The 15,474-nt window shown below is 72.7% G+C and carries 20 protein-coding genes and 1 pseudogene; 11 read left to right on the top strand and 10 right to left on the bottom strand.

Annotation, left to right across the window (positions count from 1 at the left end):
* The first annotated feature begins 51 nt into the window (after positions 1–51).
* The 4 genes from ABZV94_RS13420 (at position 52) to ABZV94_RS13405 (ending at position 3,409) form a co-directional block, all read left to right on the top strand.
* Positions 52–816: an alpha/beta fold hydrolase gene (locus tag ABZV94_RS13420; protein WP_356340353.1), complete on the top strand. Its 765-nt coding sequence runs from the start codon at positions 52–54 to the stop codon at positions 814–816.
* Between the two features lie 32 nt (positions 817–848).
* Positions 849–1,073, top strand: a complete 225-nt coding sequence (locus ABZV94_RS13415; protein WP_356340352.1) for an MbtH family NRPS accessory protein — start codon at positions 849–851, stop codon at positions 1,071–1,073.
* Entirely contained in the window at positions 1,070–2,059 is a 990-nt protein-coding gene (locus ABZV94_RS13410) for a class I SAM-dependent methyltransferase (RefSeq protein WP_356340350.1), read from the top strand. The genes ABZV94_RS13415 and ABZV94_RS13410 overlap by 4 nt, the downstream gene beginning before the upstream one ends.
* Before the next feature lie 255 nt (positions 2,060–2,314).
* On the top strand, positions 2,315–3,409 hold the full coding sequence (locus ABZV94_RS13405) for a glutamate--cysteine ligase (protein ID WP_356340349.1): 1,095 nt from the start codon (positions 2,315–2,317) through the stop codon (positions 3,407–3,409).
* 39 nt (positions 3,410–3,448) lie between these two features.
* Here ABZV94_RS13405 and ABZV94_RS13400 read toward each other — a convergent pair whose 3' ends face one another.
* Both ABZV94_RS13400 and ABZV94_RS13395 read right to left on the bottom strand, forming a co-directional pair.
* Positions 3,449–4,375, bottom strand: a complete 927-nt coding sequence (locus ABZV94_RS13400) for a Rieske (2Fe-2S) protein (protein ID WP_356340401.1) — start codon at positions 4,373–4,375, stop codon at positions 3,449–3,451.
* A 91-nt stretch (positions 4,376–4,466) separates the two neighbouring features.
* On the bottom strand, positions 4,467–4,601 hold the full coding sequence (locus ABZV94_RS13395) for a hypothetical protein (protein WP_356340347.1): 135 nt from the start codon (positions 4,599–4,601) through the stop codon (positions 4,467–4,469).
* A gap of 117 nt (positions 4,602–4,718) precedes the next feature.
* On the opposite strand from ABZV94_RS13395, the gene ABZV94_RS13390 reads away from it, so the two are divergent.
* Complete coding sequence (locus tag ABZV94_RS13390; protein WP_356340346.1) at positions 4,719–4,892, top strand: hypothetical protein; 174 nt, start codon at positions 4,719–4,721, stop codon at positions 4,890–4,892.
* Positions 4,893–4,970: 78 nt separating this feature from the next.
* Here ABZV94_RS13390 and ABZV94_RS13385 read toward each other — a convergent pair whose 3' ends face one another.
* Entirely contained in the window at positions 4,971–5,513 is a 543-nt protein-coding gene (locus tag ABZV94_RS13385) for a hypothetical protein (RefSeq protein WP_356340344.1), read from the bottom strand.
* 140 nt (positions 5,514–5,653) lie between these two features.
* On the opposite strand from ABZV94_RS13385, the gene ABZV94_RS13380 reads away from it, so the two are divergent.
* Positions 5,654–5,848, top strand: coding sequence for a hypothetical protein (locus tag ABZV94_RS13380; protein WP_356340343.1), 195 nt, complete (start codon positions 5,654–5,656; stop codon positions 5,846–5,848).
* A 7-nt stretch (positions 5,849–5,855) separates the two neighbouring features.
* On the opposite strand, the gene ABZV94_RS13375 is transcribed toward ABZV94_RS13380, so the two are convergent.
* The 4 genes from ABZV94_RS13375 to ABZV94_RS13360 are packed head-to-tail and all read right to left on the bottom strand — an operon-like array spanning position 5,856 to position 8,487.
* The gene (locus ABZV94_RS13375; RefSeq protein WP_356340341.1) at positions 5,856–6,326 is read right to left on the bottom strand and encodes a carboxymuconolactone decarboxylase family protein; all 471 of its coding nucleotides are present in this window, start codon (positions 6,324–6,326) and stop codon (positions 5,856–5,858) included.
* A gap of 48 nt (positions 6,327–6,374) precedes the next feature.
* Positions 6,375–6,857 carry a cupin domain-containing protein gene (locus ABZV94_RS13370; protein WP_356340340.1) on the bottom strand — a complete coding sequence of 161 codons (483 nt, stop codon included), beginning with the start codon at positions 6,855–6,857 and terminating at the stop codon, positions 6,375–6,377.
* The gene (locus tag ABZV94_RS13365; RefSeq protein ID WP_356340339.1) at positions 6,854–7,792 is read right to left on the bottom strand and encodes an NADP-dependent oxidoreductase; all 939 of its coding nucleotides are present in this window, start codon (positions 7,790–7,792) and stop codon (positions 6,854–6,856) included. Before ABZV94_RS13365 ends, ABZV94_RS13370 begins: the two co-directional genes overlap by 4 nt.
* A 56-nt stretch (positions 7,793–7,848) precedes the next feature.
* Positions 7,849–8,487, bottom strand: coding sequence for an HD domain-containing protein (locus ABZV94_RS13360; protein WP_356340337.1), 639 nt, complete (start codon positions 8,485–8,487; stop codon positions 7,849–7,851).
* A gap of 456 nt (positions 8,488–8,943) precedes the next feature.
* Here ABZV94_RS13360 and ABZV94_RS13355 point away from each other — a divergent pair, with 456 nt between their 5' ends.
* Positions 8,944–10,896 (top strand): SpoIIE family protein phosphatase, encoded by a 1,953-nt coding sequence (locus ABZV94_RS13355; protein WP_356340336.1) that lies wholly within the window; start codon positions 8,944–8,946, stop codon positions 10,894–10,896.
* Positions 10,897–10,965: 69 nt separating this feature from the next.
* On the opposite strand, the gene ABZV94_RS13350 is transcribed toward ABZV94_RS13355, so the two are convergent.
* Positions 10,966–11,718, bottom strand: a complete 753-nt coding sequence (locus tag ABZV94_RS13350) for a helix-turn-helix domain-containing protein (protein ID WP_356340335.1) — start codon at positions 11,716–11,718, stop codon at positions 10,966–10,968.
* 122 nt (positions 11,719–11,840) lie between these two features.
* Here ABZV94_RS13350 and ABZV94_RS13345 point away from each other — a divergent pair, with 122 nt between their 5' ends.
* The 4 genes from ABZV94_RS13345 to ABZV94_RS13330 all read left to right on the top strand — a co-directional run bounded on the left by ABZV94_RS13345 (position 11,841) and on the right by ABZV94_RS13330 (position 14,217).
* Complete coding sequence (locus ABZV94_RS13345; RefSeq protein ID WP_356340334.1) at positions 11,841–12,383, top strand: DUF2231 domain-containing protein; 543 nt, start codon at positions 11,841–11,843, stop codon at positions 12,381–12,383.
* Between the two features lie 98 nt (positions 12,384–12,481).
* The gene (locus tag ABZV94_RS13340) at positions 12,482–12,937 is read left to right on the top strand and encodes a hypothetical protein (protein WP_356340333.1); all 456 of its coding nucleotides are present in this window, start codon (positions 12,482–12,484) and stop codon (positions 12,935–12,937) included.
* 1 nt (position 12,938) lies between these two features.
* The gene (gene folE / locus ABZV94_RS13335) at positions 12,939–13,595 is read left to right on the top strand and encodes a GTP cyclohydrolase I FolE (protein ID WP_356340332.1); all 657 of its coding nucleotides are present in this window, start codon (positions 12,939–12,941) and stop codon (positions 13,593–13,595) included.
* Positions 13,596–13,728: 133 nt separating this feature from the next.
* A complete protein-coding gene (locus tag ABZV94_RS13330) occupies positions 13,729–14,217 on the top strand; it encodes an SPW repeat protein (RefSeq protein WP_356340331.1) in 489 nt (162 codons plus the stop codon).
* A gap of 266 nt (positions 14,218–14,483) precedes the next feature.
* On the opposite strand, the pseudogene ABZV94_RS13325 reads toward ABZV94_RS13330, so the two are convergent.
* A pseudogene (locus ABZV94_RS13325) lies at positions 14,484–15,173 on the bottom strand (DEAD/DEAH box helicase); the annotation flags it as partial.
* 116 nt (positions 15,174–15,289) lie between these two features.
* The coding region (locus tag ABZV94_RS13320) for a hypothetical protein (protein WP_356340329.1) at positions 15,290–15,474 on the bottom strand (185 nt) is incomplete at its 5' end.

The raw sequence follows: 15,474 nt of genomic DNA, 5'->3' as shown, positions 1-15,474 counted from the left end.
CGCACCCGCGCACCAGTACTCCCATGCTTCCGCACTTCCCGAAAGGACCGTATGAGCACCAAGGCTGACGATCCAGGTGTGCTGTTTCCCTTCGGCGCCCCCGACCCCGAGGCCCCGGTCCGGGTCTTCTGCCTCCCGTACGCGGGCGGTGGCGCCGGTCTCTACCGGGCGTGGAGCGGCCGGAGCGTCCCGGAGGCGGTGTTCGTACCCGTACAGCTGCCGGGACGCGAGAACAGGTTCCACGAGCCGCCGGAGCAGGATTTCGACGCGCTCGCCGAGCGTCTTGCCCGAGCCATCGCTCCGTGGACGGGCGAGCGCTACGCCCTCTTCGGGCACAGCATGGGCGGCCTGCTCGCCCACGAACTCACGCACCGCCTGCACGAGATGACCGGGCACCACGCCGAGCTGCTCGCCGTGTCGGCCTGCGCGGCGCCCGACCTGGAACGTCCCGACTGGCGCATCCACGATCTGCCGAGGGACGAGTTCGTCAGGGAAATGCGGCGGCTCGGCGGCACCCCGCAGGAGGTGTTCGAGGACGAGGACCTCCTCGACCTCTGCCTCCCGCGCATCCGCGCCGACTTCTCGGTGCTGGCGAGCTACCGCCACCGCCCCCGGGCGCCGCTGCCCGTGCCGGTCACGGCCCTGTGCGGTACGCGCGATCCCCAGGTTCCCGTGTGGTCGGCGGAGAAGTGGCGCGACCACACGGCGCGCGACTTCACCCTGCACCTCGTGGACGACGACCACTTCTTCGTGCACCGGCACGAGCGGGTCGTCTTCGAGCACATCACCGACGGGCTGCGCAACGTGCGCGTCTGACGACACCCCCGTACCGACAACGGAAAACGGATATGAGCAGACCCCTGGACGAGCCGGAGCCGAGCTCCTCCTTCGTCGTTCTGCGGAACGACGAGGACCAGTACGCGCTGTGGCCGGCTTTCACGGAGATCCCCGGCGGATGGACGGTCGCGCACGCGGAAAGCGACCGGCGGACCTGCCTGGAGCACATCGAACAGCAATGGACCGACATGCGTCCGAAGAGCTTGGTGAACACGACGAAGAGGGATGTGGCATGAGCAGGGCGACTGTGACGATGACCGAGGTCTACAACCACGCCTTGGCGGCTTCGGCGATCAGCGCGGCATGGGAGGTCGGGATCTTCGACGCGCTGCGGGAGGCGGGCTCCTTGGACGCCGACGCCTTCGCCGCGAAGCGAGAGCTGGACGCGGGCTCGGTGCGTGAGCTGTTCCGGGCGCTGGCCGCCGCCGAAGTGGTCCGCCGGGAGGGCGGCACAGTGCTGCCAGGCCCGAACTTCGAGGAGGCGGACCACTCCAAGTCGCTGTTCCACTGGATGACCCGGGGCTGCGGCGAGTTGTTCAGCACGCTCCCGGACCTGATACGAATCGAGAACAGGAGCGGCGCCTTCTACCGGCGTGACGCCGCGGCGATCAGCGTCGCCTGCCGCGAGATCAACGCCGAGTGGTGGGACCCGGTGTTCTGGCCGGTGGTGAGCGAACTCGACTACACCTGCGTGGCCGACCTCGGCTGCGGCAGCGGTGAGAGGCTGATCAAGCTGGCCCAGGCCAGGCCGGGCGTGCGCGGTCTCGGCATCGACGCCGCCGACGGGGCCATAGAGGTCGCCACCAAGGCGGTGGCGGAGGCCGGTCTCGCGGACCGCATCAGCATCACGCGGGGAGATGCCACCGCGCTCGAACCGCGCGCCGAGTACGCCGGAGTCGACCTGCTCACCTCGTTCATGATGGGCCACGACTTCTGGCCCCGCGCCGAGGCGGTCGCGTCGTTGCGGCGCATCCGGGAGGTGTTCCCCGACCTGAAGCACTTCCTGCTCGCGGACGCGACGCGGACGACGACGTACGCGGACACCGACATGCCCGTCTTCAGTATGGCGTTCGAGTTCGCCCACGCCGTGATGGGCGACTACCTGCCGACGCTGGAGGAGTGGGGGCCCGTCTTCGAGGAGGCGGGCTGGCGTCTGGCGGGGCAGCACCCCATCTCCGTACCGGCGGAGAGCGTGATGTTCCACCTGGTGCCCGCCGTCTGACGCGTGCATGAGAATGGGCCGCCCCGCGGGATCTCCCCGGGGCGGCCCGTCTCGTGTCATCGCCGGGGGGTCACTGAGACGCATGGGTGTCCGGGCCGGGCCCCGCCCGGCGAGGTCGCGTGTTTACGGCGGAGCGGGATGCGGCACTCGGAGGACGCGAGTGACTCTTCCGACGAGTCCCCGCCGTGCGATGCACCGGCCCGGCGCATCGGGAGCCAGTCCGGCAGCACGGCCGGGCGGAACAGAAGGCGATCGATGACGACGATCGGTGTGGAGGAGGAGTACCTGCTGGTCGACCCGGTCACGGGCCTGCCGGTACCCCTGGCGGACAAGGTGCGTGCCGAGGCCGGCGTGGGGCGTCTGGTGGCCGACCAGGAGGTGCACTGCGAGCTGCTGCAGGCGCAGGTGGAGGTGGCCACTCCGGTCTGCGCGACGCTGGAGGAGGTCGGCGGACACCTGCTGCGGCTGCGGCACGCCGTCGGAGCGGCCGCCGAGGCGCACGGCTGCCGGATCGTCGCCTGCGCGACACCGCCGCTGCGCCACGGCCACCCCGTGGCCGTCACCGACCGCGCCCGGTACCGGGCCATGCTCACGCAGGCGCCGCAGCTGGTGGCGGAGCAGCTGGTCAACGGCATGCACGTCCACGTCGGCGTGCCCAGCCGGGAGACCGGCGTGCAGATCCTGAACCGGATCCGGGTGTGGCTGCCGGCCCTCACCGCCCTGTCCGCGAACTCCCCGCTGTGGGACGGCCACGACACCGGGTTCGCCAGCTGGCGCACCGTGATCTTCAGCCGGTGGCCGGTCAGCGGGATGCCCCCGCGCTTCGCCGACATCGCCGACCACGACCGGCGCGTGCAGCGCCTGCTGGACTGCGGTCTGATCTCGGACACCGGACAGCTGTACTGGCAGGCCCGGCTCTCGGCGCGGTACCCCACCATCGAGGTGCGGTGCCTGGACGTGCAGCTGCGCGCGGACGACGCGGTGATGCTCACGGGCCTGGTCCGGGCCCTCGTGGAGACCACGCTGGCGGAGGTCGCCGCCGGCGCCCCCGCGCTGGACTGCGACCAGGAACTGCTGCAGGCGAGCATGTGGCACGCCGCCCGCCACGGACTGAGCACCACCCTGATCGATCCCGGTGGCCAGCAGCGCCGGGCCGGGGAGATGCTGTACGAGCTGCTGCGCTACGTCGCTCCCGCGCTGGACGCGTCCGGCGACACCCGGGAGGTGACGTCCCTCGTCCACCGGCTGCTGCGGGGCGGCACCGGCGCCGATCGGCAGCGCGCGGCCCTGGCCCAGGGCGGCCTCCCCGCCGTCACCGACCTGATCACCGGCAGGAGCGGCACGCCCTGACCCGTACGGACGTACGGACGCCGTCGTGCGAGGCCGCCGTCAGCGTCGTCGTGCGAGGTGGCCGTCGGCCGCCGTGTCCGCGGGCTCCCGTTCTGGTGCGCCTCCGTCCTGCCGGCGCAGGCGGATCTCGACGTGGCCGTCGGCGATGCGGGTGTCGAAGGAAGGCTGGGGCGCGGTGGCCGGGCCGCGGACGTTCCAGCCGTCGGAGAGCCGGAAGACACTTCCGTGCCAGGGGCACTGGACGCATCCGTCGCTGACCGTGCCCTCCGAGAGGGGTCCGGCGAGGTGGCTGCACCGCTCGGCCAGGGCGTGAATCGTCCCTCCGGCCTCCCGGACGACCAGGACCGGGACGTCGTCCACGCTGCGCCGCACCGGCCGGTCGACCGGGAACTCCGCCACGGCCCCGATCCGGTGCCAGCCCTCGGTGACGACGTGCGGGACCTCTTCGGCGTGGTTCGCGCCGGATGCCTGGCGGTAGGCCAGGTGGCCGCCCAGCATGCCGCCGAGCGCGACCGCCGTCAGCCCCAGGAAGCCGCAGGCCCGGCCGGCTGCGCGCCGGCCCTTGACGCGGTGGGCGAGCGAGGCGGCGTACAGGCCGACGGCCGCCGAGTTCATCAGGGCGTGCACCGCCCCGACCCGCTGCTGCTGGCGGTGCAGCTCCGCCCAGTCGACCCAGCCCGCCAGTGCCGCGGGCGCGGCGGAGGCCAGGCCGACCCCGACCAGGAGGCCCGCCTCGCGGGAGCGGCCGGGCCAAAGGTCCAGTACCGCCGCCGACAGCCAGCTGCCGATCGGCACCTGCACCATCAGCGGATGCACCGGGTGCCCCAGCCACCTGCCGTGCAGGGCGTCGCGTCCGTCGCCGAGCGGCAGCGCCTGCACCCCCTTGCGGACCGCGTCGATCAGCGCGTCGGCCCTGGGTTCACGCTCCAGGCGGTCCAGCAGCCGCAGGGCGCGGTTCTGCCGCATCTGTCGGCGGCCTGGCGTCATCCTCATGGTCGTCTGGGTCCCCACCCGCGCGGACGGCAAACGGCCCGGGGGCGCCCGGGGCGGAGCACGGTCATCGGGCGCCCGCTGCGGAGCCGGTCCGGGTGCGCTTCCTCGGCCGGCCCGTCAGGTGGGCGATCACCGCGACGAGGCCGACGATCCACACGGTCGCCGCGGTGCACGGTCCGGGCACGGACGCGAGAGGCATGCCGACTCCGTCGCCGACGTGAGGCGCCGACGTGAGGGTGAGCGTCGCCCCTGCCGCGTTGTGCGCCATGGTCCGGGGAACCCGGTACGTCCCAGCGGCGCCCCGAGGGAGGCAGCCATGAGTGGTCCTCGAGAAGGCAAGCGCGAGCACTCGTCGCCTCTGGAGCAGGTGACCGAGGAGCGGGACGTCCGCCCGGAGGAGGAGGGAAGCCCCCGGCCCGACACGTCCGGCGAGGCCACCGACAAGTCCCTGAAGGGACGAGCGGAGTCGGAGGAGGAGGGCCCCGGCTGAGGCCCGTCCGCGTGGCCGGACCGGCGCGGGGCCGCGTCGCCGCGCGCGTGTGAGCGCGGGGCGCGGCCCGGTCCGCACTCAGCCCGATGTCCGGGCCAGCGCTTCCTCGACCTGGCGGACCCGCCACTCCTCGATCCGTTCCTGCTGCCGCCGGGCTCGTTCGAGCAGGGTGTCGAGCCGGGAACGGTCCAGGCGCCCGTCCGTCGCGCTGAGCCGGAGCAGGGCCTGCCAGACGGCCGCCTTTCCCTCGATCCCCAGCCGCAGGGCTTCGAGATCCAGCACGGTGCCCAGCGGGGACGGGCTCACCAGGTGACCGTTGGGCTTCAGGCGCCCCAGCTTCTCGCCCGCCCAGCCCGCCCACACCTTGTAGCGGCGGACGGGGACGCCGAGGTCTCGCATGATGTCCAGCAGCGCTTCCCGGTCCTCGGCGATCTCGGCCGCCACGGGGCCGATCGCGCGGCCGAGCGCGGAAGCTCCGGCGGTGCGCGCCAGGCGGGTGACGCGTTCGGTGCCGGCGGTGGCGCCGGCAAGATGGTCGTTGAGATAGATGCCGAGCAGTTTCATGTCGGCACCTCGTCCGGTCGGGCGTTGGGTGGCGCCGGAATGCGGAAGGGCGTTCATGTGCGGCCTCCGTAGGTTGCCGGGATCTGCCGGCACGAGCGGCGGATCGAGCGAGGGGTCAGCGCGGAGCAGGGGCGTCACGGGTACCACGGCAGGCCCGAAATACCCGAGCCGGCCGAGCGCCCCGGTTGCTGGAGTCGATGACCACGGCCCGGCTCCGCACCCTCGGCACCACCTGGGCGGCGGTACGGCGGACCGCCCCGACGCAGCCGCACCCCGTCATCCCCCGGCGGCCCCCGGGGAACGCCCCGCTGGGCGTACCGCTGAGCGTCCACGACCGCCTGCGAGACGCCCTCGGCGTGGGCGGCGTTCCGCCCCGCGGCGGGGGAAGGTGACCGGCGGTCACCGCCCGGGCCGGCTGCCGACGGCGTACCGGCTGGTGATCGCGACGCGGTTGAAGGCGTTCATCACGGTGGCCAGCCAGGCGATCGCCGAGATCTGGTCCGGGGTGAGTACGGCCGCCGCGGCGGCGTAGTCGTCGTCCCCGACGTGTCCGTCCGGCACCCGGGTGATCGCCTCGGTGAGGCGGAGGGCGGCGCGGTCGGTCTCGGAGAAGTAGCCGGTCTCCGCCCATGCGGGCAGCACGGCGATCCGGTCGGGGTTCTCGCCCTTCCGGAGGGCGTCGCGGGTGTGGGTGCGCAGGCAGAACGCGCAGCCGTTGATCTGGGAGGCGCGGATCCTCAGCAGCTCGATCAGGAGCGGGTCGAGGCCCGCCGCGTCGGCGGCCTCCCCCACCTCCGACGACAGGGCGATGAGGGCCTTGTAGGCGGCCGGGTGCTGCTCGCCGATGTTGACGCGCCGGGTGTCGGTCATGGTTCCTTCGTCTCGTCGCTGTGCTGTGTGCCTCGCCCCTCGGGCCGGCTATGACCGCGGGTCGTCGACCTTGAGCTTCGCTCCGGTGTCGGAGACGAAGACGACCAGGAGCCTGGCCCGCCTGGTGGGGCTGGTGTTCTCGGTGAGGACGTGGTGGGCGCCCGGTTCCTCGACCCAGTTCTCGCCCTGGTGGTAGGTGCGCACGGGCCGGCCACCGAGCCGGCTGCGCACGGTGCCTTCGAGGACGTACGCGTAGACGAACGCCCGGCCGTGCCGGTGCGGCATCGCACGCGCGTTGGGCGGGAAGTCGACGATCACCGAGGTGAACGTCTTGCCCTTCACGTTCGGCAGTGCTTGCTGGAGCAGCGGCTGGAGGGTTTCGGTGGGGCGCGTCGATGCCATGGCCGCGGGCGTGGCCACGGCCGCGTCGGGCCTCTTGGCGTGGGCGGGCTGGTTCGTGGCCGAGCAGGCCGTGGCCGTGGCCAGTGTCGCGACGGCCAGCAGGCCGCCGGCGATCCGCGTTCCCCTCATGATCGGTCTCCTGTCGGGTCGTCCGTGACGCGGATGATCGTTTTGCCGGGCGTCCGCCGGCCGGGGGCGAACGCGGAGGGTGCTTCGGCGAGCGGAAGCACGGCACCGACGACCGGCCTGAGCCGGCCGTCCCTCAGCCGCGCGGCGAGATCGGTGAGCCGGGCGCGGTCGGGTTCGACGACGAAGAAGACCGCCCGCCCGTCCGGGGGCCGGACCTCGGGCGGCATGGCGATGGTGACGAGCGTGCCGCCGGGGCGGACCAGGGCGGCCGAGCGGTCGAGGATCTCTCCGCCGATCACGTCGAACACGAGGTCGGCCGCGCCGGCCTCCTCCAGCTGCTGGGTCTGCAGGTCGATGAAGGTGTCGACGCCCAGGGCGAGCGCCCTTTCCCGGGCGGAGGACCGGCCGGTGCCGATGACGCGGGCGCCGGCCTCGCGGGCGAGCTGCACCGCGATCGAGCCGACGCCGCCCGCGGCACCGTGGATCAGGACGGTCTGGCCCGGGGTGAGCCGACCGTGGTCGAACAGCCCTTGCCAGGCGGTGAGCCCGGAGATCGGCAGTGCGGCGGCCACGGTGTGGTCGATGTCGGCGGGCAGCGGGGCGAGGTTGCGGGCCTCCACCGCGGTGTACTCGGCGAGGGTGCCGTCGCGGGCCCAGTCGGCCAGGCCGAACACCCGTTGTCCGACGCTCAGTCCGGTGGTGCCGTACCCCAGCTCCGCGACGACGCCCGAGAGCTCGTGCCCGGGCACGCTCGGCGTCCGGTCGCGGCCGGCGCGATCGGTCCACGTGGCCGGCCAGTCCAGCTCTCCGGGGGTGAAGCCCGCGGCGTGCACCCGTACGACGACGTCGTTCTCGGCCGCATGGGGGTAGGGCATGTCCGTCAGGGACATTCCGGCGGGACCGGCGTCGCGGTCCCGCACTGTGATGGCTTGCATACAGGTCCTTACGGGGAGGGTTGGGGCGGCCGGGCCGCTGCGGCCCGGCGCGCTGATCAGCTCGGCCAGGGAGCGCCGAGGATGCGCTCGACCGTGGTGGTACGACGGAAGCCGGGGACGAAGTGCTCCAGCACATCGGAATTCACCGTCCCGTTCGTGGTGTCCGGGCGGTACTTGAGTCCGTCGACGAATGCCTGCAGGAACTCGTTCTTGAAGTCGCCCCGCGGGTGGACGGCGGTGGTCTCGTCCACCTGGCCGGGATCCAGCTCGCGCAGACCCACGCCCAGCACGTCGGTCAGGACACCGAGGTTCGTGAGGGCGATCTCCGGGCCCATCCGACCGGGGATCTCCGGGGTCGTGTGCAGCGCGATCGCCGTCCAGACCACGTCGGCGGCCGTGGCGGGGAAACCGCGGTCGAGCATGAACTTGCGCGCGTGGTCGGCCCCGTCGACCTCGAAGCGCTGCTCCATGTCGGAGAACGGCGTCATGAGGCCGGTGTCATGGAACATGGCGGACAGGTAGAGCAGCTCCGGGTCGGGCTCCATGCCGAGCCTGCGCGCGTGCAGGACGCCGAAGACGAAAACGCGCCGGGAGTGGTGATAGAGGAGGGGGCTGGTCATCTCCCGCATGACGCGGGTGGCTTCCGCGACCGCCGCCGTCTCAGGAATCTCGACCCCCGCGATGATCTCGTTCATGACCTGTGAACCTTCCGATGTCAGTGCGCTGCGAACGGACGGTGCGTCCGTCGTCCACAGTGCCGACCCCTAGGTGTCCGGCGCCGCCTCGGTCCGGCCATGAGTCACCCGCATCGGGACAGGCGGGGCAGCGGGGACACGGGTTCCGCCCCGCACGGGGTCGCGTCCCCTGGTCCATGGCGGAGCCGGACTCCTCGATGCGGCCGGGCGGTGCGGCCCGGCACAGCGCGCCGGGCCGGCGCGGCACGGCGGTGAGGCGCGTCGTGGGTCCCACGCTACTCGGGAGCCCCCGCTTCAGCGCGCCGGGCGGTCCACGGGCGGCCCGTGCCCGCACCGTGGCAGGGACCGGTGGATACGCGGCATAGTTGCAGTATGTCCACTGATCGCGCCGGGAGTTCCCCGGCTGGAGAGCGGGCTGTGGAACCAAGTGACGTCCTGGCAGTGCTCGATGCCGACATGACGGTCTCCGTGTGGACCGGGGCCGCCGAGCGCCTGTGGGGCTATCCGGCCGGCCAAGCGCTCCGCAGTCCCGTCGAGAGGCTGCTGGGATCCAGCGCCTCGGACATGCCCCGTGTCTTCACCGGCAGCCCCTGGTCCGGCCGGGTGCGGATCCGCCGCCGCGACGGCCAGGAGACACCTGCCCACCTGCGGGTCACTCCCCTGGACACCGGCGGCGGCGCGGGGTGGATCGTGTGGGGGGCGAACGCCTGCGGCCGGCCGGGTCTGGACCCGGCAGCGGTGGACGCGCTCCTTCACCACGCGCCGATCAGTCTGGCCGTCTGGGACCGGGAGCTGCGCTGTGTCTGGCGCAACGACAGCGTGCACGACCAGGACCTCTACGCGTCCGGGCCGGAGCTGGGCGGTCATGTCACCGACGTGGTCCGTGCCCGTCACCCGGAGTTCCTGGAACGAGCCATGGCGCGTGTCCTGCGCAGCGGCGAGCCGCTCCTCGGGCACGAACTCCGGCCGGCCGGCACCCGGGCTCCCGACGGTGGCTACCGTGTCGCCCTGATCCGTCTCGAAGGGTCGGACGGGCGGCCACTGGGCGTCTGTTCTGTGGCGGTACAGGCCGGCACCGCGCAGGAGAGCGGACGGCTACGGCTGCTCAACGAGGCGAAGAGCCGCATCGGCACGGATCTGGACCCGTTGGTGACCAGTCAGGCCCTGGCGGAGACGGCGGTACCGGACCTCGCCGACTACGTCACCATCGACCTCGTCCAGGCGGTGCCGCTGGACAAGGAGCCCTTGAGACGACTGAAGTCCACCGACATGAGCATCCCCGGCTTCTACCGCGCCGGCGCCGCGTCCCTCCACGACGATCTCCGCGAGTCCCTCTGGGCACGCGGCACGCCGGTCTACGTTCCGCCGGACTCCCCCTTCACCACCGTACTCGCGACGCGCAGGTCGTACTTCGAGCCCGTCCTCGACACCTCCCCCGGCACATGGCTCGACAACGACCCGGACCGGGCCCGGGTCATCCGGCGGACCGGAATGCACTCCCTCATGATCGTGCCCCTCCAGGCCCGCGGTGCGATGCTCGGCATCTCCGTCTTCGTGCGCAGTGAGAACCCGCTCCCGTTCAGCAGGGCGGACCTCGCCCTCGCGGAGGAACTCGCGGCCCGGGCCGCCCTGGTCATCGACAACGCCCTGCGCTACGCGCGCGGGCGAACGGCGGCGCTCGCCATCCAACGCGACCTGATGCCGCGCCACTTGTCGGGGGGCAGCACCGTGGAGGTGGCCACCCGCTACCTGCCCGCGGACACGCACGGCGGCGTCGGCGGCGACTGGTTCGACGTCATGCAACTGTCCGACGCCCGTGTGGCGTTGGTCGTGGGGGACGTCGTCGGTCACGGCATCCACGCTGCCGTGACCATGGGACGGCTGCGCGCCAAGACCCGCGCGCTCAGCAAGCTGGAGCTGCCGCCCGACGAACTGCTCCGCCTCCTGGACGAACTCACCCTCGACGTCACCCGGGACCGCTGGGACGACGACCCCTCCACCGCACCGGCCTTCGGAGCCACCTGCCTCTACGGTGTGTACGACCCGAGGTCTCAGCGGTGCACCATGTCCAGTGCCGGTCACCCCCCGCCCGCGATCATCTCCCCGGACGGATCGGTCGACTTCGCCGCGGTGCCTCCGGGCGCGCCCGTCGGCGTGGGACTGGGCTCCTACGAATCGACCGAGGTGGAGCTGCCGGAGAACAGCGTGATCGGGCTGTACAGCGACGGCCTGATCGAGACGGACCACGATGTCGACCGCGGACTTCAGCGGCTGCGCACCGCTCTCGCCGGCCCGGTCTCCAGTCTGGAGGACCGCTGCGCATCGGTCATCGACACCCTGGTCCCGGACGGACCGGTGGACGACGACATCGCCCTCCTCCTGGCCCGCACCCACCGCGCCGCCGACTGAGGACGGCGGGGAGGTCGGCCTGGTGCGCGGGACCGGGCACCCGCCCGGCGGTCCCGGCCCCGGCCCCGGTCAGTGGTCCTGTGTCCCCCCGGCCTCCTGGTGGGGCTCGCTCGGGCCCAGTCGGACACAGCACTCCCCCGGCTCCGGAGCCAGGACGGCCTGGACCCCGCTGACCTCCAGGCCGTGGAGGTAGCCGGAGAGGAAGGCCTGGTTCATGCCGCACACCAGCTCCGGCGCCTTCGCGGCCAGCGGGTGGAAGGGGCAGTTGCGGAGCCGGAGCCGGGTGGGGGTGTCCCGGACGGGTTCGTAGCCGTACTGGTCCAGCAGCCGCTCGCAGGCGGTCAGCCCGCGTTCGGGGCCCAGGCGTCCGGGGCGGGAGTCGTCCCGCGCGGCCTCGCCCAGCTGCCGGCCGCGCTGCTCGGCGGTCCGCATCGCCGCCTGCGCGGCGTTCTCGTCGGCGCCCTCGGTGAGGACGGCGTCGAGGAGCAGGTCGGCCAGGAGTTCGTGGCGCCGGTCGGGGATGTTCACGGTGATCTGGGCGTCGGCGGGCTCGTAGACCTTCGGCTGCCTGCCGACCTTGCGGATCCCGCCGGGCGTTTCGTAGCGCGCGCGCAGCAGGCCGGCGTCGACGAGCTTGTCGAGGTGGAAGGCGGCGAGCTTGCGCGAGATGCCGACGCTGGCGGCGGCCTCGTCGCGGGTGACGGCGCGGCGGGCGCGGCGGATGAAGGTGAACATGCGCCGGCGGGAGTCCTCGCTCAGGACGCTGACGGAGTCGATGGCGCGGTCGGCCGCGTCGGCCCGCGCGCTCGGATCGGAAGCCACAGGACCACGGTAACGCCCATCCGCGTGGGCACAAGCGTTCCGTCCTCCCTCATGTGCTGCGCGTCTTGACGCCCTCCGGGAATAAGACCAATGTTTATTGGTGAAACCAGTGGGAGGTTGCGATGGCCAGTGAGTCACAGATGCAGGCGAAGCGCCCGGTCAGCGCCTCGCTCGCCGGCCCGTACGGCCACCCGTTCCATCCGATCCTGGTGACCGTGCCGATCGGCGCCTGGGTGACCAGCCTGGTGTTCGACATCGCGTCCCACGTCGTGCACCGCCCGGGGTTCCTGACCCAGTCCTCGGAGTGGCTGATCGCGGTCGGTGTGATCGGCGCCCTGCCGGCGGCCATGGTCGGATTCCTCGACCTGTTCGCGATGGGGGCCGGCACCCCGGCCTTTCGCACCGCCTTGGTCCACATGACGCTGAACCTGCTGGTGACCGCCGCCTACGTCGTCAACTTCCTGTGGCGCCAGGGCGACTACGCCGACGGCGCGAGCGTCGGCCTCGGCCGGCTCGTCCTGTCCGCGGTCAGCGTCGCGGCCCTCGCGATCTCGGGATTCCTCGGCGGCAAGCTCGCCTACCGCTACGGCGTACGCGTCGCCGACGAGAACACCCAGGCCGAGGGATACACGCCCGGCCACGGCCGCACCCGCCCGGCCGGGTGACCCCGTCCCCCGTCCCCCGTCCCCGTCCCCGTCCCCCGCTCACCGTGCCGGCCGGTGCCCTCCGGCCGCCTTCACCACCGTCCCCCTCGGGAGTTCCCATGGACATCGCCGCACTGATCACCTGGGTGATCACCGCTCTCGGCGGTTTCTACATGCTCGGCACCTGGATCCAACGCGGCGGAGTCCGCCAGCAGCAGACCGGCACCAGCCGCCTGCCGGCACCCGTCGTCTTCGGCCACTTCGCCCTGGCCGCGATCGGGCTCGTCGTATGGATCGTCTACGTCGTGACGGACAGGGGTGCACCGGCCTGGACGGCGTTCGGCCTGCTGCTGCCCGTCGCCCTGCTGGGCTTCGTGATGCTGGCCCGCTGGATCCCCGTCCACCGCGAGCACGCCACGGTCGGCGCGGCAGCGGCAGCGGGCGGTCCGGGAGCCGAAGGATCCGTCCCCGCGGAGCGCCACTTCCCGGTGCCGGTCGTGGTGGCCCACGGGCTGTTCGCCGTGGCCACCCTCGTCCTGGTGCTGCTCACCGCGCTGGGCATCGGGGGCAGCTGACATGACCGAGCCCCTGAACCGCACCGGCGTGAGAAGAGACCCCCTCGACGAGGAAGAGGCGATACCCGGGCGGCCCGCTCTGCGGGTCGTCCACGAACCCGACGGGATCGACCTGGCCGCCGCGGAGGCGGCGGCCGGCCGGTTCCTCGCCGCGCTCGGCATCTCCACCGCCTCGGAGAGCCTGCGCGGCACACCGGGCCGGATGGCCCGCGCCTACGCCGAACTCTTCACCCCGCGCCCCTTCGACCTGACCACCTTCCCCAACGACGAGGGCTACGACGAACTCGTCCTGGCCCGCCGCATACCGGTCCGGTCCGTGTGCGAGCACCACCTGCTGCCGTTCGTGGGTACCGCCCACGTCGGCTACCTGCCCGGCGCCCGGATTCTGGGCCTGTCCAAGCTGGCGCGCGTCGTCGAACACTTCGCCTGCCGCCCGCAGGTGCAGGAACGCCTCACCAAGCAGGTCGCCGACTGGCTCCAGGAACATCTGGAGCCCAAGGGTGTCGGCGTGGTGATCGAAGCCGAACACTCCTGTATGACCCTGCGCGGGGTGCAGGCGACCGGCTCCAGCACCATGACCTCCACCCTCCTCGGGCTGCTGCGCTCCGACGCCCGCTCCCGCGGCGAGTTCCTCGCTCTGACGGGAGCCGCCACGTGACCGCGTCGCCGCCGGACGCCTTGGAAGGAAACGACCACCTTGCGTAGCATCGCCCCTTTTACCCAAGGTTGCGCGCGCGGATCGGGGTACTCGCGGAAGTCAGGACGTACTACACCCCCCGAAGGTGAAGACCATGACCACTTCCCCCAGGCCGTCCATGGAGACGCACCCCGACATCGTCGACATGCGCCTTCGGCACGAGATGGCCGAGCGTGCCACCAGCACGCCCCAAGGCCAGGCCATCGAGACCATGGCGCTGCTCACCGGCCTGTACCTCGCGGCATCGCCGTGGATCACGGGCTTCAACAATCTGTCCACCCTGGCCGTCACCAACCTGCTCACCGGCATCGCCTACGCGGTCCTGATGAGCGGCGGGTTCGGCCGTGCCTACGAACGCACTCACAGCATGGCGTGGGCGTCCTGTGCTCTGGGCGTGTGGGCGATCATCGCGCCGTGGGTCGTCGCCGGCAACGTCAGCACGACCAAGACGATCGTGAACAACGTCATCGTCGGCGCGCTGGCCCTCCTGCTGGCCCTGGCCGCCAGCGCGGCCGCCCGGGCGGCGGAGTCGTCCGAGGCACGGCGGGGCATGTCGGCGTCGTACGCGCCCGGTCGCGGCTGAGCCGGTCCGCGACCGGACGTGAGCCCGCGGGATCGCCGGCACGGAGCCGGCGATCCCGCGCGTCCGCGCCGACCGGCGTCCACTCTCTCGCTGGCTTGACGTCGGCCTCCACCTGGATCCCGTTCATCGTGCGGTTCCCCCTGGCCGCGCTGTCAGGTGTCCGGGGTGTCCGGCCGTTCCTCGCCGGGCCGGCGCAGGACGGTGAGCAGGTCGCCGTGGTCCGCCACGGCTTCCAGGGAGAGCGTGTGGTATCCGGCCCGGTCGAACTCGTCGAGGAAGCGGCGGACCTCCAGGCGGATGTTCGGCCGGTCGAATCCGGTGACCATCAGCCGGGGCCGGCGCATGCCCAGACGCTCGGTGATCTCCCGGCGCACGGGCGGGGCGGCGGTCGCGGTCAGGGCCAGCACGGGCGGTCTGCCCACCCGGTGCGCGGCCTGCTCCAGGCGCAGGTAGTCGGGGCGGAAGTCGTGGCCCCACGAGGAGACGCACTGGGCCTCGTCCACCACGAACAGGGCCGGGCCCACCCCGGCCAGCGCGTCCACGACGTCGTCCCGGGCGAGCTGCTCCGGTGCCAGATGGACGAGACGGGCCCGGCCCGACCGTACGTCCTCCCAGGCCGCCTCCGTCTCCGCCGCGCCCAGGTCCGAGTTGACCGCGACGGCACCCGGGGCGTCGTCGCCCTCGGGTAGACCGGCGATCTGGTCCCGCTGGAGCGCCAGCAGCGGTGACACCACGACGACCGGGCCGCACAGCAGCAGCGCCGGCACCTGGTAGACGGCCGACTTGCCGGAGCCCGTGGGCATGACGACCAGGGTGTCGTGGCCCTCCAGCACCCACTCCATGGCCGTGAGCTGCTCCGGCAGGAGCTGCTCCCAGCCGAAGACGTCCGCCGCCGTGCGGCGCAGACGCTCCGCCCTGGCCCGGCCGTCGGCTCCCTCTGCCGCCTTCCTCGCCATGTGCATCGCTCCCTGGCTCCGTGGGCCCGCCGGGTACCCGGCGGGCCTGGGCGTACCACCGCGTCGGGGGTGGGCCGAGCGGTGCCCTCAGCGAACGCCGGCCGGTCTCGGCGGACTCAGGCGGCCTGGTCGGTCAGCCCGGCCAGGGTGGTGCGCGCCTGCCTCTCCGCCTCGGCGGGGGTGAGCCGCTCGCCGCGCTCGAACGCCTCCGTGAAGGCGCGCGGGCCCAGGACCGCCTGGGCCGCGGCGGTGACACGGTCGACGTCGCCGCGCTCGGCGGGCGGCAGGGGCGCGCCCACGC

Source organism: Streptomyces sp. NPDC004658, from assembly GCF_040609555.1.
Taxonomy (GTDB): Bacteria; Actinomycetota; Actinomycetes; order Streptomycetales; family Streptomycetaceae; genus Streptomyces.
This window is presented reverse-complemented; position numbering and strand designations above follow the sequence as displayed.

What these genes read in the sequence shown, in the direction of transcription:
- ABZV94_RS13420 (WP_356340353.1), top strand. Translation starts at nt 52, where the DNA reads ATGAGCACCAAGGCTGACGATCCAGGTGTGCTGTTTCCCTTCGGCGCC.
- ABZV94_RS13415 (WP_356340352.1), top strand. Translation starts at nt 849, where the DNA reads ATGAGCAGACCCCTGGACGAGCCGGAGCCGAGCTCCTCCTTCGTCGTT.
- ABZV94_RS13410 (WP_356340350.1), top strand. Translation starts at nt 1,070, where the DNA reads ATGAGCAGGGCGACTGTGACGATGACCGAGGTCTACAACCACGCCTTG.
- ABZV94_RS13405 (WP_356340349.1), top strand. Translation starts at nt 2,315, where the DNA reads ATGACGACGATCGGTGTGGAGGAGGAGTACCTGCTGGTCGACCCGGTC.
- ABZV94_RS13400 (WP_356340401.1), bottom strand. Translation starts at nt 4,375, where the DNA reads ATGCGGCAGAACCGCGCCCTGCGGCTGCTGGACCGCCTGGAGCGTGAA.
- ABZV94_RS13395 (WP_356340347.1), bottom strand. Translation starts at nt 4,601, where the DNA reads ATGCCTCTCGCGTCCGTGCCCGGACCGTGCACCGCGGCGACCGTGTGG.
- ABZV94_RS13390 (WP_356340346.1), top strand. Translation starts at nt 4,719, where the DNA reads ATGAGTGGTCCTCGAGAAGGCAAGCGCGAGCACTCGTCGCCTCTGGAG.
- ABZV94_RS13385 (WP_356340344.1), bottom strand. Translation starts at nt 5,513, where the DNA reads ATGAACGCCCTTCCGCATTCCGGCGCCACCCAACGCCCGACCGGACGA.
- ABZV94_RS13380 (WP_356340343.1), top strand. Translation starts at nt 5,654, where the DNA reads ATGACCACGGCCCGGCTCCGCACCCTCGGCACCACCTGGGCGGCGGTA.
- ABZV94_RS13375 (WP_356340341.1), bottom strand. Translation starts at nt 6,326, where the DNA reads ATGACCGACACCCGGCGCGTCAACATCGGCGAGCAGCACCCGGCCGCC.
- ABZV94_RS13370 (WP_356340340.1), bottom strand. Translation starts at nt 6,857, where the DNA reads ATGAGGGGAACGCGGATCGCCGGCGGCCTGCTGGCCGTCGCGACACTG.
- ABZV94_RS13365 (WP_356340339.1), bottom strand. Translation starts at nt 7,792, where the DNA reads ATGCAAGCCATCACAGTGCGGGACCGCGACGCCGGTCCCGCCGGAATG.
- ABZV94_RS13360 (WP_356340337.1), bottom strand. Translation starts at nt 8,487, where the DNA reads ATGAACGAGATCATCGCGGGGGTCGAGATTCCTGAGACGGCGGCGGTC.
- ABZV94_RS13355 (WP_356340336.1), top strand. Translation starts at nt 8,944, where the DNA reads ATGACGGTCTCCGTGTGGACCGGGGCCGCCGAGCGCCTGTGGGGCTAT.
- ABZV94_RS13345 (WP_356340334.1), top strand. Translation starts at nt 11,841, where the DNA reads ATGGCCAGTGAGTCACAGATGCAGGCGAAGCGCCCGGTCAGCGCCTCG.
- ABZV94_RS13340 (WP_356340333.1), top strand. Translation starts at nt 12,482, where the DNA reads ATGGACATCGCCGCACTGATCACCTGGGTGATCACCGCTCTCGGCGGT.
- folE (WP_356340332.1), top strand. Translation starts at nt 12,939, where the DNA reads ATGACCGAGCCCCTGAACCGCACCGGCGTGAGAAGAGACCCCCTCGAC.
- ABZV94_RS13330 (WP_356340331.1), top strand. Translation starts at nt 13,729, where the DNA reads ATGACCACTTCCCCCAGGCCGTCCATGGAGACGCACCCCGACATCGTC.